Annotated in this window: 16 protein-coding genes and 1 riboswitch; of the genes, 8 read left to right on the plus strand and 8 right to left on the minus strand. The window is 70.9% G+C overall.

All coding sequences use genetic code 11. From position 1 onward, the window contains the following. The first annotated feature begins 58 nt into the window (after nucleotides 1-58). The 4 genes from argB (at nucleotide 59) to PKE78_RS01825 (ending at nucleotide 3,285) form a co-directional block, all read left to right on the plus strand. Complete coding sequence (gene argB / locus PKE78_RS01810) at nucleotides 59-952, plus strand: acetylglutamate kinase (protein WP_271199133.1); 894 nt, start codon at nucleotides 59-61, stop codon at nucleotides 950-952. Further along, a complete protein-coding gene (locus tag PKE78_RS01815) occupies nucleotides 949-1,275 on the plus strand; it encodes a hypothetical protein (protein ID WP_271199134.1) in 327 nt (108 codons plus the stop codon). Before argB ends, PKE78_RS01815 begins: the two co-directional genes overlap by 4 nt. Nucleotides 1,276-1,398: 123 nt before the next feature. Then, the gene (locus PKE78_RS01820; RefSeq protein WP_428981216.1) at nucleotides 1,399-2,160 is read left to right on the plus strand and encodes a pyrimidine 5'-nucleotidase; all 762 of its coding nucleotides are present in this window, start codon (nucleotides 1,399-1,401) and stop codon (nucleotides 2,158-2,160) included. A 126-nt stretch (nucleotides 2,161-2,286) separates the two neighbouring features. Beyond that, entirely contained in the window at nucleotides 2,287-3,285 is a 999-nt protein-coding gene (locus PKE78_RS01825; RefSeq protein WP_271199135.1) for a sugar-binding transcriptional regulator, read from the plus strand. 4 nt (nucleotides 3,286-3,289) lie between these two features. Here PKE78_RS01825 and PKE78_RS01830 read toward each other — a convergent pair whose 3' ends face one another. Then, nucleotides 3,290-3,571, minus strand: coding sequence for a hypothetical protein (locus PKE78_RS01830; RefSeq protein WP_271199136.1), 282 nt, complete (start codon nucleotides 3,569-3,571; stop codon nucleotides 3,290-3,292). 186 nt (nucleotides 3,572-3,757) lie between these two features. Between PKE78_RS01830 and PKE78_RS01835 the strand changes: the two genes are divergently transcribed. Both PKE78_RS01835 and galE read left to right on the plus strand, forming a co-directional pair. Beyond that, on the plus strand, nucleotides 3,758-4,411 hold the full coding sequence (locus tag PKE78_RS01835; RefSeq protein ID WP_271199137.1) for a pyridoxamine 5'-phosphate oxidase family protein: 654 nt from the start codon (nucleotides 3,758-3,760) through the stop codon (nucleotides 4,409-4,411). A 96-nt stretch (nucleotides 4,412-4,507) separates the two neighbouring features. Then, nucleotides 4,508-5,527, plus strand: coding sequence for a UDP-glucose 4-epimerase GalE (gene galE, locus PKE78_RS01840; RefSeq protein ID WP_271199138.1), 1,020 nt, complete (start codon nucleotides 4,508-4,510; stop codon nucleotides 5,525-5,527). Between the two features lie 213 nt (nucleotides 5,528-5,740). On the opposite strand, the gene PKE78_RS01845 is transcribed toward galE, so the two are convergent. Together PKE78_RS01845 and PKE78_RS01850 are read right to left on the minus strand one after the other, a co-directional pair. Next, nucleotides 5,741-5,902 carry a Thivi_2564 family membrane protein gene (locus PKE78_RS01845; protein ID WP_271199139.1) on the minus strand — a complete coding sequence of 54 codons (162 nt, stop codon included), beginning with the start codon at nucleotides 5,900-5,902 and terminating at the stop codon, nucleotides 5,741-5,743. 126 nt (nucleotides 5,903-6,028) lie between these two features. After that, nucleotides 6,029-6,961: a class I SAM-dependent methyltransferase gene (locus PKE78_RS01850; RefSeq protein ID WP_271199140.1), complete on the minus strand. Its 933-nt coding sequence runs from the start codon at nucleotides 6,959-6,961 to the stop codon at nucleotides 6,029-6,031. A 155-nt stretch (nucleotides 6,962-7,116) separates the two neighbouring features. Between PKE78_RS01850 and PKE78_RS01855 the strand changes: the two genes are divergently transcribed. Beyond that, the gene (locus PKE78_RS01855; RefSeq protein ID WP_271199141.1) at nucleotides 7,117-7,515 is read left to right on the plus strand and encodes a hypothetical protein; all 399 of its coding nucleotides are present in this window, start codon (nucleotides 7,117-7,119) and stop codon (nucleotides 7,513-7,515) included. 166 nt (nucleotides 7,516-7,681) lie between these two features. Here the strand turns inward: PKE78_RS01855 and PKE78_RS01860 are convergent, their stop codons facing one another. After that, nucleotides 7,682-8,146, minus strand: a complete 465-nt coding sequence (locus PKE78_RS01860) for a nuclear transport factor 2 family protein (protein WP_271199142.1) — start codon at nucleotides 8,144-8,146, stop codon at nucleotides 7,682-7,684. 98 nt (nucleotides 8,147-8,244) lie between these two features. On the opposite strand from PKE78_RS01860, the gene PKE78_RS01865 reads away from it, so the two are divergent. Then, nucleotides 8,245-8,652 carry a DUF983 domain-containing protein gene (locus PKE78_RS01865; RefSeq protein ID WP_271199143.1) on the plus strand — a complete coding sequence of 136 codons (408 nt, stop codon included), beginning with the start codon at nucleotides 8,245-8,247 and terminating at the stop codon, nucleotides 8,650-8,652. An 18-nt stretch (nucleotides 8,653-8,670) separates the two neighbouring features. Here the strand turns inward: PKE78_RS01865 and PKE78_RS01870 are convergent, their stop codons facing one another. The 4 genes from PKE78_RS01870 to PKE78_RS01885 form a co-directional block, all read right to left on the minus strand. Then, nucleotides 8,671-10,029: an aminotransferase-like domain-containing protein gene (locus PKE78_RS01870; protein ID WP_271199144.1), complete on the minus strand. Its 1,359-nt coding sequence runs from the start codon at nucleotides 10,027-10,029 to the stop codon at nucleotides 8,671-8,673. Nucleotides 10,030-10,792: 763 nt separating this feature from the next. Further along, the gene (uca, locus tag PKE78_RS01875; protein ID WP_271199145.1) at nucleotides 10,793-14,320 is read right to left on the minus strand and encodes an urea carboxylase; all 3,528 of its coding nucleotides are present in this window, start codon (nucleotides 14,318-14,320) and stop codon (nucleotides 10,793-10,795) included. A gap of 14 nt (nucleotides 14,321-14,334) precedes the next feature. Further along, on the minus strand, nucleotides 14,335-15,018 hold the full coding sequence (locus PKE78_RS01880; RefSeq protein WP_271199146.1) for an urea amidolyase associated protein UAAP2: 684 nt from the start codon (nucleotides 15,016-15,018) through the stop codon (nucleotides 14,335-14,337). A 12-nt stretch (nucleotides 15,019-15,030) separates the two neighbouring features. Continuing rightward, nucleotides 15,031-15,855: an urea amidolyase associated protein UAAP1 gene (locus PKE78_RS01885; RefSeq protein ID WP_271199147.1), complete on the minus strand. Its 825-nt coding sequence runs from the start codon at nucleotides 15,853-15,855 to the stop codon at nucleotides 15,031-15,033. Between the two features lie 76 nt (nucleotides 15,856-15,931). Continuing rightward, a riboswitch (guanidine-I (ykkC/yxkD leader) is annotated at nucleotides 15,932-16,041 on the minus strand. Between the last annotated feature and the right edge of the window lie 57 nt (nucleotides 16,042-16,098).

Raw genomic sequence — 16,098 nt, forward strand, 5'->3', positions numbered from 1 at the left:
GTCACATCGAAGCGTCTAGAACGCGCCGGCCCGATCCCGCGTTCGCGAGGCCGCTTCCATGACTGTTCCCGGCGCTCCCCACGACACCGCCCGCATCCTCGTCGAGGCGCTGCCCTACATGCAGCGCTACGACGCGGCTACGGTCGTCGTGAAATATGGCGGCCACGCCATGGGCGACGCCGAGGCCTCGCGCTGGTTCGCGCAGGACGTGGCGATCCTCAAGGAAGTCGGCATCAACCCGATCGTCGTGCACGGCGGCGGGCCGCAGATCGGCAAGATGCTCGACCGCCTCGGCATCAAGAGCGAGTTCAAGGCCGGCCTGCGCGTCACCGACCAGGCCACCGTCGAGGTGGTCGAGATGATCCTCGCCGGCCTGATCAACAAGAACATCGTCGCCTCGATCAACGCCGAGGGCGGCCGCGCCATCGGCCTGTCCGGCAAGGACGGCGGCATGGTCTCGGCCCGCAAGGCGACCCGCACCATCATCGACCCCGAGACCCGCCTCGAGCAGACCGTCGATCTCGGCTTCGTGGGCGAGCCGGACCGCGTCGACCGCACCGTGCTCGACTGGGTGCTGAACTCCGACCTCATCCCGGTGGTCGCGCCGGTCGCCGCGGGCGCCGACGGCGCCGCGACCTACAACGTCAACGCCGACACCTTCGCCGGCGCGATCGCGGGCTCGGTCGACGCCAAGCGCCTGCTGCTGCTGACCGACGTGCCCGGCGTGCTCGACAAGTCCGGCAAGCTGATCGAGCAGCTCTCGATCGAGGAGGCGCGCGGCCTGATCGCGGACGGCACCATCTCCGGCGGCATGATCCCGAAGGTCGAGACCTGCATCTACGCCGTCGAGAAGGGCGTCGAGGGCGTGGTCATCCTGGACGGCAAGACGCCGCACGCCGTGCTGATCGAACTTCTGACCGACGGCGGCGCCGGAACGCTCATCACGCGGTGAGCGAAAACATCGTCCAGTTCCGCCGCCGGCCGGAGAAGAAGCCTCCGCCGGGCCCCGCCCGCCGCGGCCTCGGCGAATTCGCCGTCGCCATGACGGTGATGGGGCTGATCTTCTACCTGCTGCCGTCGCTGTGGTCTGGCGTGCCGCGCGACCTGCTGGCCGTGATCAACCTGCTGGTCGCGGTGGTCTATGTCAGCCAGGGGCCGCGGCTCGTCGCGATCGGCTGGATCGTGCTGTCGTTCGCGCTGCTCGCGCTCACGGGCGCGCCGTCGCCGGTCTCCTACGCGCTGTCGCGGGCCTCGGACTACGCTCAGGCGCTTTAGGCCCCGCTCCCGACATCGAAACGCCGCATCGCAGCACGATCATGGGTCGTTCATGAAAGCTGTGGCACTCTCGGTCGCTCGACGTCGCGTCCGGCGACAGGCCGCCCCAAGCAGCAGGCGCACATGAACGACATGCCGAAGCCCGCCTCCGTCGCCCGTCTGGCGCAGCACGCCATCGAGGCGCAGGCGAAGGGCTTCGACCATGTCGACACCTGGGTCTTCGACCTCGACAACACGCTTTACCCCGCCTCGTCGCGGCTGTTTGACCAGATCGACGACCGCATCACCTCCTACATCGCCAACCGCTACGGCATCGACGGGATTTCGGCGCGCGCCCTGCAGAAGTACTACTACCGCACCCACGGCACGACGCTGCGCGGCCTGATGGCGGAGGACGGGCTCGACCCCGCGAACTTCCTCGCCTTCGTGCACGACATCGACCATTCGGTGCTGGAGCCGGCGCCCGACCTCGCGGCGGCGATCGCGCGGCTGCCCGGACGCCGCTTCGTGCTGACCAACGGCTCCCGCCGCCACGCGGAGAGCGTCGCGGGGCGGCTCGGCGTGCTCGACCTGTTCGAGGACGTCTACGACATCGCCGCCTCGAACTACGTGCCGAAGCCGGCGCAAGAAGCCTATGACGGCTTCTTGAAGCTGCACGGCATCGCGCCGGAACGGGCGGCGATGTTCGAGGATCTGTCGAAGAACCTCGTGGTGCCGCACGCGCTCGGCATGCGCACGGTGCTCATCGCGCCCCGCGATGGCGAGCCGGACGCGCTGGAGCGCGCGACCTCACCGGAGGATTTCACCGGCGCGCCCCATGTGGACCACGTCACCGACGACCTCGCGGGCTTCCTGACCGCGCTGTCGATCGTCGCCGCGCGCTGACGGGCCGCTGCCTTAGCGCTTCGCCTTTTTGCGCAGTCGCCGCCGCTTGCCGCGGCGAAGCGCGGTCGTCATCTTCGCGGCCGCGGTCGGTTCTTGTATGCCAGCCGCCGTCCACGGAGACCGACGATGGAAACGACCCTGGCGGGGCCGCCGGCCGACCATGCGCCGGCCGCGCCTCCGGGCGACGCCGAGGCGATGGTGCGCGCGGCGTGGCTCTACTTCGTCGGCGAGATGAACCAGAGCGAGATCGCCGACCGGCTCGGCCTTTCGCGGGTGAAGGTGAACCGCCTCATCGCCGCCGCGCGGGCCGAAGGCGTCGTCCATATCCGCATCACGCACCCGTCCGTCGAGATGATCGCGCTCGAAAACGAGCTCTGCTGCGCCTTCGGGCTCGACGCCTGCAGCGTGACGCCCGCCTCCGGACAGGAGGAGCGCGGCGAGTCCGAGATCGACAAGCGCTTCGTCGCGATCGCCGCCGCCGAAACCCTCGCCCGGGCCGTGGCCGCGAAGCCGGACGGCGTGTTCGCGCTGTCCTGGGGCACCACCATGGCCGCCGTCGCCCAGGCCTACCGCGGGCCGCGGGCTCCCCGCGCGCGCTTCGTCTCGGTGATGGGCTCGCTCACCCGCAAGGCGGCGTCGAATCCGTTCGAAGTGGTGCACCGCGTCGCCGAGCGCACCGGCGGCGAAGGCTATTTCCTCCCCGCGCCCTATCTCGCCGACACGATCGCGGACCGAGATGTGCTCGTGGCTCAACGCACGGTGCGCACCGCCCTCGATCTCGCGAACGCCGCCGACGTCGCCATGTCCGGCGTGACCGAGGCGACGCTGGAAAGCTTCCTTGTGACGCAGAAGCTGATCACGGAGGGTGAGCTGCGCGACGCCCGCGCGGCGGGCTCGGTCGGCTCCTTCGCCGGCCTGTTCTTTGACGCCGAGGGAGCCTTCGTCGACTGCGACGTCAACCGGCGCCGGGTCGGCGTGCCGGGCGACACCTTCCGCAGCCGCTGCACCATCGGCGTCGCGTCAGGCCGCCTCAAGACCGAGAGCGTGCGGGCGGCGCTGAAGGGCCGCATCTTCCGCCATCTCATCACCGACGAGACCATCGCCCGCGGCCTGCTGCACCGCTGACGCCTCACCAGCCTCCGTAATAGGGACCGAAACGGCCGTAGCGCGGCTCGAGGTCGTCCAGACGGCGGCTACGCTCGCGGCGCCGTTCGACGTCGAGCGTCATGCGGCAGTTGGCGAAGGCCTCGGTGCCGGGCTTCATGCCGTAACCGCGGCAGCGGGCCATGTCCTCCGCGGCGAGCTGCGCCGGGTCGGTCGCGCAGCCGGCAAGCCCGACGCAGGCGGCGAGAAGCGCGGCGGCGCCCAGAGGCCTTGGCCAGAGGCGGCGCGTATCGTGAGTCTTGGCCATGCCCGTTCTCCATCGCGACCGTGGCTTCGTCCGCCACGGTCGCGTCGCCGAAAGATGTGGCGTCGGAGCGTCGATGGGAGACGCGATCCGTCCCCCATGAAGGATAGGCCGCAGGCGCCTCAGAGGGCATGATCCGGCCGCCGGCCCGTTGCGCCGGCCCACGAAAAGACATCCGGGAGAACGCCCATGGCCTCACTCTACTTCAACGACCATCGCCGCCTGCAGGAGGAGTTCGGCTCCGTCAAGCTCGCGACCCTGCTCGACGAGAAGCACGCCCATGACGAGCTCACCGAGGACGAACGCGCCTTCATCGAGCAGCGCGACTTCTTCTTCCTGTCGACCGTCGATCCGGACGGCATGCCGACGGTGTCCTACAAGGGCGGCCCCGTCGGCCTGGTGCGGGCGCTCGACGGTCGCACGCTGGCCTTTCCCGGCTTCGACGGCAACGGCATGTTTCTTTCGATGGGCAACATCGAGGGCCAGGGCAAGGTCGGCCTGCTGTTCATGGACTTCGAGACCCCACACCGCCTGCGCGTGCAGGGCGTCGCGCGCATGCTGCGGGACGACCCGCTGATGGCGGGCTGGACGGAGGCGAAATACGTGGTGCGGATCGACGTGACGAAGGCGTGGGTGAACTGTCCGCGCTACATCCACACCTACGAGCGCAAGGCGCCGTCGCGCTACGTGCCGCGGCCGGACCGGCCGACGCCGCTCGCGGTCTGGAAGCGGCTCGACATGGTTCAGGACGTGATCTCGGACGACGACCGCGCCCGCGCCGAGCGGGAGGGCGTCATCGATCCGCAGACCTACGGCGGCAAGCTGATGCGCGGCGAGGCCTGAGCGGCTCGAAGCAAGGGCGCCGCGCAACCAAACGCAAAGGGTTCCGCGCGTAAGCTCGCGCCAGGAAACGCGTTCCGAACGCGAAAGGGTCGTCTCATGACGGTGCTGATCACCGGCGGCGCAGGATACATCGGCGCGCACATGGTGCTCGCGATGCGCGAGCAGGGCCGGAGCGTCGTCGTGCTGGACGATCTCTCGACTGGCGCGCGCGACGCGCTGCCCTCGGACGTTCCGCTCGTGGTGGGCGACGTCGGCGACGAGGCGCTCGTGCTGCGGACCATCGCCCAGCACGGCGTGACCGCGGTCGCCCATTTCGCCGCGAAGATCGTGGTGCCGGACTCGGTCCGGGATCCGCTCGGAACCTACCTCGCCAACACGGGCAAGACCCGCAACCTGCTGTCCGCGGTGGTCGCGGCCGGCGTGAAGCGCTTCATCTTCTCGTCGACCGCCGCCGTCTACGGCCTGCTGCCGCCGACGCCGACGCCGGAGCACGCGCCGGTCGCCCCGGCCTCGCCGTACGGAACCTCTAAGCTCATGTCGGAGTGGATCCTGCGCGACGCCGCCGCCGCGCACGGGCTGTCCTACGTCGTGCTGCGCTACTTCAACGTGGCGGGCGCCGATCCCGCGATGCGCACGGGCCAGCGCGCCGCGGGCGCCAGCAACCTGATCACGCTCGCCACCCGCGCCGCGCTCGGCCTTCGGGCGGGTCTCGACATTCTAGGGACCGACCTGCCGACGCCCGACGGCACCGGCGTCCGGGACTACATCCACGTGGCCGACCTCGCGGCGGCGCATGTGGCCGCGCTCGACTATCTCGCGGACGGCGGCCCGAGCGTGACGCTAAACTGCGGCTACGGCCGCGGCTTCTCGGTGCGCGAGGTGGTGGCCGCGGTGAACCGCGCGGCGGGCATCGAGATCGCCACTCGGGAGGCGCCCCGGCGGCCCGGCGATCCGTTCGTGTCCGTGGCGGACGCCCGGCATATCCGCGACCGGCTCGACTGGACGCCGAAGCTGGACGATCTCGACCTCATCGTCCGCCACGCGCTGGAATGGGAACGGCGCTACTGGATCGGATCGGCCGAACGGCAGGCCGAGATCAGACGCCTAGCGAGCTGATCCCTCTCTACGCCGCTCAAATCTGCAGGATCGGCGCCGGCGTCGTGCCCGAAGGCCCGATTAGCGTTGTCGCCGACCGCGCTCCGCCTGCTTGCGCGTCGCCATTCAGCCTACCGAAACGACGCATCCCCGGCGTCTGGCCAGACGCCGGGGATGGATGGTCCGTTCAAGCCGGACCGATACGCCGCATTGATTGGTGCGAAGCGCCTTCGCTCAAAACACCGCGAGATACTTCAGCAGCGAGATGATGCCGATGATGATGACGATGATGCGGATGATCTGCTTGGCCCGACCGTCGATCGGCAGCATGCCGACCAGATAAAGCACCAGGAAGATCACCAGAACGGTGATCAGAATACCGATCAGTGGGGACATGTCTCGTCATCCTTGTGCGGCGAGAAAGAAACGCGGCCGACGGTCACGCTCCGGCCCGCTCCGCGTTTTACGCGCCGTCGCGATGTGAAAACGCACGTGCGCGTGATCGGTTCCGGGGAAATGCGTTCAGCCCGGCTTCCGCGCCGTCAGCAAAAGGGAGGCCCCCTCGTCGTCCGCGGCGCGCGGCGCGCCCCTGAGCGTCCACATCGCGTAGCCCGCGAGAAAGCCGACCGCGCTCGCCGCGTGCCACGACCAGGCGTGCCGGTAGCGGCGGTCCGCGCATTTGATCGGCGAGCAGCGCGCGATCCAGTAGACGATCGCGTCCACGTCCGACCACGGCGCCTGCTCGACGCGAGCGTCGACGAGGCCAGCGCGCTCCGCCGCCGCGCGCAGCGCAGCCTCCGTCCACCAGCTCAGATGGTGGGGCGTGGCGTTAATCAGGTAGTTCGGGATGCGGGCGCCGGCGGAGGGCACGTGCGGCACGCCGACGATGACCCGCCCGCCTGGCCGGACCGCCGCCGCCATGCCCCGCAGCATCGCGAGCGGGCGCTCCACATGCTCGAGCACCTGGAACGCGCAGGCGACGTCATAGGCCCCGGCGTTCGCCGCGAGATGGCCGTCGAGGGTCTCGGCGAGGACGTAAGGCGGCCGGTCCGCGCCGCCATAGGGCTCCAGTCCCACATAGTCCGCGTGCGGGACCGAGGCGCGGAAGGCGCCGAAGCCGCAGCCGACGTCGAGCACCCGGTCTCCCGACGCGACGCTCTGCGCCGCCATGGCGAACTCGGCCTTCGGGCCCTTGCCGCGATGGCGGTCGAGCCGCATGCGGGCGTAGACGCGGTCGTAGAAGGCGGCGTCGCCCGCGGTCATCGGATCGAAGAAGTGCAGCCCGGTCGGCGATTCCCAGAGCCCGAAGCGGGTCGCGCCGCGGAAGCTCGGCCGCACGTCGACCCGGAACTCGTAGCGCCAGAGATCGGCGAGCAGCTCCGCGCTCACCCATTGCACGAGCCGCGACGCGGGCTCGCCGGTGACCGGACAGGGCGGACGGCGCGTTCGGCTCACGATCGGCGGCTCTGCTTTCGCCTCAGGCGTCGGGCGGATGACCTGTGATCGCCCGCCGCGACCGCCGGATCAAGCGCGCGGCCGCCACTGGACGCCGGCGCGGGGCGCGCCAGAACCACGCAGGACCTTCCCCGACGCCCTCAAGGAGCCGCGGCATGAACCTGCCCACGCTGTCGACGCCCACCCGCCGCCAGGCCGAGACCTTCGCCACCGCGCTCGGCTGGGTCTCGCTCGGGCTCGCCGCGGTGGAGCTCGCAGCGCCGGGCGCGCTGGCGCGTCGGTTGGGGCTGTCGAAGAACCACCAGTTCCTGAAAGGGTTCGGCGCGCGGGAGCTCGCGACCGGCGCGGGCCTCTTCGGCTGGCGGCGCGGCCGCGGCAAGCGCGTTTGGATCTGGGCGCGCGTCGCCGGGGACGCCATGGACGTCGCCGCCCTCGCCCCGGCGCTCAGCCGCGACAACCCCAAGCGCGCCGCGGCCTTCGCGGCGCTTGGCGTGATCGCGGCCGTCACCGTGATCGACGTGCTCTGCGCCAAAGCGCTCGACGACGAGCTGTAGCCCCTCGTTCATCCCGGAACGAGAATACGCGGACGCCCCCTCACCCGGATGACTTTGTCATCCGACCTCTCCCCCCCGGGGAGAGGTAAGGAAGGGGGCGCGGGTCTTCACCTCTCCCCGCCGGGGAGAGGTCGGCCCGAAGGGCCAGGTGAGGGAGCGCCCCGCCTCAGAGGCCGAGATCGCTCAGCGACGGGTGGTCGTCCGGCCGGCGGCCCAGCGGCCAGTGGTACTTGCGCTCGCTCTCGGCGATCGGGTGGTCGTTGATGCTCGCAATCCGCCGGCGCATCAGCCCGTGCTCGTCGAACTCCCAGTTCTCGTTGCCGTAGCTGCGGAACCAGTGGCCGCTGTCGTCGCGCCACTCATAGGCGAAGCGCACCGCGATGCGGTTCTCATGCCAGGCCCAAACCTCCTTGATCAGTCGGTAGTCGAGCTCGCGCGCCCACTTGCGGGCGAGGAACGCCTCGATCGCGTCGCGGCCTGTTAGAAACTCCGCCCGGTTCCGCCACGTGCTGTCGACCGTGTAGGCCTGCGCCACCCGGGCGGGTTCGCGCGTGTTCCAGGCGTCTTCCGCCATCCGCGCCTTCTGCGCGGCGGTCTCGGCGGTGAAAGGCGGCAGCGGCGGACGGCTCATCGGGGTCTCCCGTTTGCGAGGACAGAAAAACCATACATTATTGACATTGTATGGCAACATGAATACATGCGCAGGGACGTCATGAGAGGGAGACCGTCGTGACCACCCAAACCGGACCGAACCTCGCGCCCTACGCCGTCGGCATCCGCGGTCGCTGCCCCCGCTGCGGCGAGGGCCACATGTTCGAGGGCTTCCTCAAGCTGCGCCCGAACTGCGAGGTCTGCGGCCTCGACTATTCCTACGCCGACCCCGCGGACGGGCCCGCCTTCTTCGTCATCACCTTCGGGTGTCTGCCTGCCGCCTTCTGCGCGGTCTGGATCGAGGCGGCCTACAGCGCGCCCTACTGGGTGCATCTCTTCACCACCCTGCCGCTGCTGCTCGCGACCTGCATTCCCCCGCTGCGCCCGCTGAAGGGCTGGCTGGTGGCGAGCCAGTTCCACCACAAGGCCGCCGAGGCCCGGCTGGTCCGGCCGGGCGAGGACGAGGACGACCGCGGCGGCTGGTGAGCCCGCGGGCCCGAGGCCTCACACCACGTCATGCACGCGGCGCCGTTCGCCCTGAACGAGCGCCGCAAGCGTTTTGAGGGCGGCGGCGAGCCGCGCCCGGTCGGCGACGCCGCCGAGCGAAACCCGCACCGCCTCAGGCGCCGCGCCGTCGGCCCGGAACTCGTCCGAAGGCGTGACGCCCAGCCCCTGCGCGCGCGCGGCCTCGATCAGCCCGTAGCGGTCCCAGTGCGTCGGCAACGGCAGCCACAGATGCAGCCCGTTCCGCGCGCCGCGGGCGCCCGGCAGGATGTCGCGCGCGAGCGCCTGCCGCGCCGCCGCCTCCTCCCGCACGCCGCGCAGCAGCGTCTCGGCGTCGCCGCGGCGGATCCAGAACGTCGCGAGCGCGGTCATCAGCGGCGCCGGCATCAGCGCGAAGGCCCGCATGGCGGCGGCGAAGCGGCGCGCGCCCTCCTCGTCCGGCGCGACCACATAGGCCGTGCGCAGGCCCGGCGTCAGGCATTTCGACAGCGTCGCCACATGCCAGGTCGCGGCCGGCGCGACCGTCGCGAAGGCGGGCGGCGCATCCTCCGCCAGCCGCGCGCAAGGGTCGTCCTCGATGATCGTCAGGCCGTGGCGCGCCGCGGCGGCGGCGATGTCCCGCCGGCGCGCCTCGGGCATGGTGGCGGCTGTCGGGTTGGCGATCGTCGGGTTGAGGTAGACCACGCGGGCCCCGCCCCGCGCCGCGCGCTCCAGCGCGTCGGGGCGCATGCCGTCGGCGTCGCTCTCGACCGCGACGGTCTTCAGCCCGAGCCGGGAGACCGCCAGCAGCAGGCCCGGATAGCACAGCGGCTCGGCCAGCACGGCGTCGCCGGCCTGAGCGTGCAGCGACAGCAGCGCCGCGAGCGCGGTCTGCGCGCCGGGGCTGACCGCGATCCGCGCGTCGTCGATCCGGCCGAGCGCGGGCTTCAGCCACACCGCCGCCGCCGCCCGGTCCTGCGGCGCGCCGGGACCGGAATGATAGGACATCAGCGTATCGACGTTCGCCCGCGCCGCGATGTCGGCCACGCCGCGCGCGATCGCGTCGGCGAGCGAGACGCCTCGGGGCGCCGGCGGGATGTTCATGCTGAGGTCGATCGCCGGCGCGCTGAGATCCGGCCGCGCCGCGATGAAGGAGCCGCGGCCGGTGACCGCGTCCAGCAGGCCGCGGCGGCGCGCCTCGGCATAGGCGCGGGTGACGGTCGTCAGGTCGACGTCGAGTTCCTGCGCCAGCGCGCGCTGCGGCGGCAGCCGGTCGCCCGGCCGCAGCCGCCCCGCGTCCGCCGCCGCCTCGATCGCGTCGGCGATCTGCAGGTAGTACGGGCTTGAATCGGACAGGACGATCCGGCCTGGCCAGGACATAGAGCTCGAACCTCGCGCATCCATACAAACCGATGCATTGTATGCGCACGTTTCTTCGAACGCCAGAGCCGCTTTTCCGGCCCCGCATCGTCCCGGACGACGCCGCGGAGGCCTGCAACAGGCGTGAACCGCCAGGTGAATTCTCTGAAATTTCCTGCAACGGCGGGGCAAAATCCGCCAACATTCCGGCGAACGGTCCGGGCCGCCCCCTTCCTTGAGCCGGGACCCAGAACCTTCCACGGTCCCGAAACGCCTGCCCGACCGCGCCCTGCGTCCGAAGCGCGTCGGCGTTGATGGGTCCCGGCTCAAGGCCGGGACAAGAGAGCGACGCGCTTCCGGGAAGCGACGCGGCGACGCCCCTTTCCTTGTCCCGGCCTTGAGCCGGGACCCAGAGCCTCCACGGTCCCGAAAATCCCGCCCGACCGTGGCCTGCTTCCGAAGCGCGTCGGCGTTGTGGGGCCCGGCTCAGGACCGGGACAAGAGAGCGACGCGCTTCCGGGAAGCGACGGCGCCGCTGCGCCACCTCTCCCCGGCGGGGAGAGGTCGGATGACGACGTCATCCGGGTGAGGGAGCCGGGGCGTCCGCATAGTCACGGTGCAACAGAGACACGGCGTCATGGTCCGGCTTGACCGGACCATCCATACCCGGCGTAAAGCTCGACGCCGAAGATGGGTCCTCGGGTCGAGCCGCAGGACGAGGGAGAGCGCGGGGCTGCGGGAGCGCAGGTACAGCGCCGCTGAGAACGACGACGCGCCTGACGCCTCACGCCGGGCGGATCGCCGCCACCACGTCGCCGGACCGAACGGTGCGGCCGGGCTTCGCCCGGAGTGACACGATCTCGCCGGCGGCCGGCGCGGTGATCTCCATCTCCATCTTCATGGCCTCGACCACGACGATCGGCTGGCCGACGGCGACATGGTCGCCCTCCTCCACCAGCAGCTTCCAGACGTTGCCGGTCATGTGGCTCGCGGCGGCGACGCAGCCGTCGGGGACCGCGCTCTCGTCCTCCGGCGCGGAGCCCGCGTCGCTGACGAAGCTGTCGAGCCCCCTCGCCTTCCAGTCCGCCCGCTCGGCCTCGAAGGCGGCCTGCCGGCGCGCTTGGAAGGCGGCGATGCCGTCCGCGTTGTCGGTCAGGAACCGCGCATAGGCCCGGTAGGAGAACGAGCTGTCCTCGATCCGCACGTCGTAGCGACCGTGCGGAAACGCGGCGCGCATCTCGCGCAGCTCCTGGCTTTCGACGGGGAAGAAGCGGACGCGGTCGAAGAAGCGCAGCAGATAGGGGTGGCCGGGCTTGAAGGCCTCGGTCGTGCGCCACGAGTTCCACATCTGGATCGTGCGGCCGAAGAGCTGGTAGCCGCCCGGTCCCTCCATGCCGTAGACGCAGAGATAGGCGCCGCCGATGCCGACGGCGTTCTCCGGCGTCCAGGTGCGGGCGGGGTTGTACTTGGTCGTCACCAGCCTGTGGCGCGGATCGACCGGCGTCGCGACCGGAGCGCCGAGATAGACGTCGCCGAGGCCCATCACGAGATACTCGGCGTCGAACACGATCTTCGCCACGTCCTCGACCGTGTCGAGGCCGTTGATGCGGCGGATGAACTCGATGTTGTCGGGGCACCAGGGCGCGTCGGGGCGGACGAGCTCCTGATATTTGCGCATGGCGAGCCGTATCTCGGGATCGTTCCACGACAGCGGCAGCCACACCGTGCTGCTCGGCACGGTCACGTCCTCCGGCGCCGGCAGCCCGGCCTCGATCTCCGCCAGCGCGTCCAGCACCCGCGCCTGCGGGATCACGGCGCTGTCGAAATGCACCTGCATTGAGCGGATGCCCGGCGTCATGTCGATCACGCCCGGCAGCTTCGCCTGGGCCAGCGCCTCGGCCAGCACGTGCACCCGCATGCGCAGGGCGACGTCGAGGGTCATGTCGCCGTATTCGACCAGGATGTTGTCGTCGCCCTGCCGGCGGTAGACGACCCGCGCCGGCCCGTCCTCGCGCACGCCGAGGATCGGGCTTTCGACGTCGCGCGCGCGCTTGACCGCCGGCGCGGCGAGCCCGTGGGGCGCGAAGCGCACCGTGTCGCCGGGACGAAGCTGGCCCGCCTTCCACAGCTCGTCGCGCGCGATCGTCACCGGGCAGACGAAGCCGCCGAGGCTCGGCCCGTCCGGCCCGAGGATGATCGGCATGTCGCCGGTGAAGTCGAGCGCGCCGACGGCGTAGGCGTTGTCGTGCAGGTTCGAGGGATGCAGCCCGGCCTCGCCGCCGTCGCTGCGGGCCCAGCGCGGCTGCGGGCCGATCAGCCGCACGCCAGTGCGGGCGCTGTTGAAGTGCACCTCGTAACGCGCGTTGAACAGGTCGACGATGTCAGCGTCGTCGAAGAAGTCCGGCGCGCCGTGCGGACCGGAGCGCACGCCGATGGTCCACTCCCGCGTCAACGCCGGGCGCTCGTCGGCGCGCACCGCGCGCGGCTCGGAAACCGTCGCGGCGCCGTCGACCTTGAGGATGTCGCCCGCCCGGAGCGCGCCGGTGGCGTGGCCGCCGAAGCCGCCGAGCATGAAGGTCGCCTTCGAGCCGAAGGCCTCCGCCGCCTCGATCCCGCCGCGGATGGCGAGATAGGTCCGCTGCCCCGGCCCTTCGATCGCGCCGAGCGCGAGCGTCGCGCCGGCGGGAACCTCGACCGGCTCGAAGTAAGTGATCGGCGCGCCGTCGAGCGTCGCCCGCATCGCCGCGCCCGTGAGCGCGATCGTCGCCGCGCAGTGGAACTTCAGCGTCGGGCCGGTCGCCGTGCATTCGAGCGCGGGCGCGCCCTCGGCGTTGCCGGCGATGCGATTCGCGAGCCGGAACGAGCGCTCGTCCATCGGGCCGGAGGGCGGCACGCCCACATGCCAGAGGCCGAGCCGGCCCGGCCAGTCCTGCACGCTGGTCTGCGCGCCGGGGCTCACCACCTCGATCGCGCGCGGGGCGAAGGCGAAGGACTTGAGCGCGCCGGTCGAGACGTCCCCGGCGGCGAAGGCGTCCCAGCCGGCGATCGCGCGGAGATAGTCGAGATTGGTCTCGATGCCGAGCAGCGTGGTCTCGGCCAGCGCGGCGTTCAGCTTGGCGAGCGCGTCGGCGCGGGTTTCGCCGTGGACGATCACCTTGGCGAGCATCGGGTCGTACCAGGGCGTGACCTCCGCGCCGCTCTCGATCCAGCCGTCGACGCGGGCGGAGGCCGGGAACTGCGCCTTGGTGATCCTGCCCGTCGAGGGCCGGAAATCCGCCTGCGGGACCTCGGCGTAGACGCGCGCCTCCATCGCGGCGCCGACGGCGACAAGGCTCGCCTGCGAAGGCAGCGTGAAGTCGCCCGCGGCCTGCGCGACCATCCACTCCACGAGATCGACGCCGAACACCGCCTCGGTGACGGGATGCTCCACCTGCAGGCGGGTGTTGACCTCGAGGAACGACACGTCGCCGCGGCCGACGTCGTAGATGAACTCGACCGTGCCGGCGGATTCGTAAGCCACCTCGCGGCCAAGCGCCACGGCGGCGTCCCGCAGCCGGGCGCGCACCGCCTCGGGCAGGTTCGGCGCCGGCGTCTCCTCGATGACCTTCTGGTTCCGCCGCTGCAGCGAGCAGTCGCGCTCGCCGAGCGCCACCACGCCGCCCTTGCCGTCGCCGAAGATCTGCACCTCCACGTGGCGCGCGACCGCGACGAAGCGCTCGAGATAGACGCGGGCGTCGCCGAAGCTCGCCCCCGCCATGCGCTGCACGGCGGCGAAGCGCTCGCGCAGCTCGCCCGCGTCGTGGCAGAGCTGCATGCCGATGCCGCCGCCGCCCGCGGTCGACTTCAGCATCACAGGGAAACCCACGCTCTCCGCCGCGGCCACCGCCTCGTCGGCGGTCGCGAGCAGGTCGGAGCCCGCGAGCAGCGGCACGCCCGCCGCGCGGGCGATCTCGCGCGCGGTGTGCTTCAGCCCGAAGCCGCGCAGGTGCTCCGGCCGCGGGCCGATGAAGCGGACGCCGTTCTCCGCCAGCCGCTCGGCGAAGCCGGCGTTCTCCGACAGGAAGCCGTAGCCGGGATGGACCGCCTCGGCGCCGGTCGCGCGGCAGGCCGCGACGATGGCGTCGACGTTGAGGTAGCTGTCCTTGGCGGCGTCGCCGCCGACGCAGACCGCCTCGTCGGCGTCGAGCACGGGCCGTGTGAAGCGGTCGGCCTCGGAATGGACCGCGACCGAGGCGACGCCGAGCCGGCGCAACGTGCGGACGATGCGGCCCGCGATCTCGCCGCGGTTCGCGATCAGAACCTTCTTGAACATCGTCGCGTCGCCGCTCAGGCGTTCGACGGGTCGAAGATCAGCACCCTGACGGGCGACGGGTCGAAGCCGTTGCAGGGGTTGTTGATCTGCGGGCAGTTCGAGATCACGCAGAGCAGGTCGACGGCCGCCAGCACGTCGACGTAGTCGCCGGGCGACGACACGCCGTCGACGATCGCGAGCGCGCCGGAGGGCTCGATCGGCACGTTCATGAAGAAGTTGATGTTGGGCACGATGTCCCGCTTCGTCATGCCGTGCTTCGCCACCTCGATCACGAAGTTCTCGCGGCAGGCGTGCATGTGCCGCGTGTGGTGGCCGAAGCGCACGGTGTTCGCCTCGCAGGAGCACGCGCCGGCCGAGGTGTCGTGCCGGCCGCAACTGTCGGCGATCACGGTCCCCATCAGCCGGCCCTCGTTCGAGATCAGCCGCGTGCCGGTGGAGACGTAGGGCGCGCCCTGCGCCAGGATCGTGTCCTGCGCGCTGTAGCGCTCGGAATGGTCGTGCGCGGCGTAGAACAGGGTGTCGACCGCTTGGCAGCCCTCGAGGTCGACAATGCGCAGGATCTGGCCCTTCTCGACGATCCCGGACCAGGGCCGGTTCGCCGGGATGGTGAAGTCGTAGATCGCGTCCTTCGGATCGAGCGGCGCGGGGCTCGCGAAGAACGAGGAGGCGGGCCGCTCGGCGGCGCGGAGATCGGTCATCGGCTCTCTCCCTCAGACGGCGCGCAGATAACGGGCGTTGTTCTCGAAGCCGCGGACCGCCTCGGCGGTCGCGGTGCGGCAGATGTCGTCGGCCTCGGGCGGCGCCGAGCGATGGACGATCAGCTCCACCTCGCCGGGGTCGAACACCCGGTCGGGCGCCAACGGATGCGGGCAGTTCGAGACCGCGACCAGCAGATCCATCTCGGCGCGCAGGTCGACGAAATCGCCGGGCTGCACCACGCCGTCGCGGAAGGCGAAGCGCCCGTCGGCGCCGTGGCGCACCGGCGCGAACAGCGTCAGCAATGGCGCGAGATCGCGGGCCCCGAGCCCGAACTTGGAGGCCGCGAGGATCATGTTCTCGCGGGTGGAGCGCAGCGCGGAGTCGCCGTACTTGGCGAGGTTCGAGCCCGGCGTCGAGCCGCCGACGACGGTGTCGTGCGCGCCGCAGGTGTCCTCGACGATCGACAGCATCACCCGGCCCATGTCCGAGAACAGCACCCGGCCCTTCCGGAGGTCGGAGGTCCACTGCACCTTGATGGTGTCGGCGCTGTTGTAGCGCTCGGAGGTGTCGGCAGCGTTCCAGAAGAACAGCGAGACCCCGGACGCGCCGGAGGCGTTCAGCACCCTGAGCGCCTCGCCGCGGGCGATCCGGCCGGTCCAGTACCAGCCGCCGGGCAGGGTCTCGCGCTCGCGCACCGCGGCTGGGTCGATCGGCGCGCCGTCGCGGGCGGTCGCGGGCGGAAGCGTCTTCGGCGCGTCTCCGGCGGCCTTCAGCCGCGCGTATTGCGCGCTGCGCTCGGCGATGATTTTGGCTTTCAGGGGATCGGTCGACGTCATGATGAGCCTCGTTCCAAGAACTTCAAGGAAGCCTGGAACGTGCGAAGACCAGCGTCGCCAGTTCCTGGCTGCTGAGGTCTCCCGGGATTTTCGCCCGCCGTGTCCGGTCCGGATGTCTCCCGGTCCGGCGGCGGCTCTCGGACCAGCCGCCGCTTCACGCGACGCGGAACCCTAGCCGCCAACTCATGCGCAAACCTATAGCCGCGCGCCCGACATCACGACAGCGCGAAATATAGACAGAAA

Source organism: Methylopila turkensis (assembly GCF_027922325.1).
GTDB lineage: Bacteria > Pseudomonadota > Alphaproteobacteria > Rhizobiales > Methylopilaceae > Methylopila > Methylopila turkensis.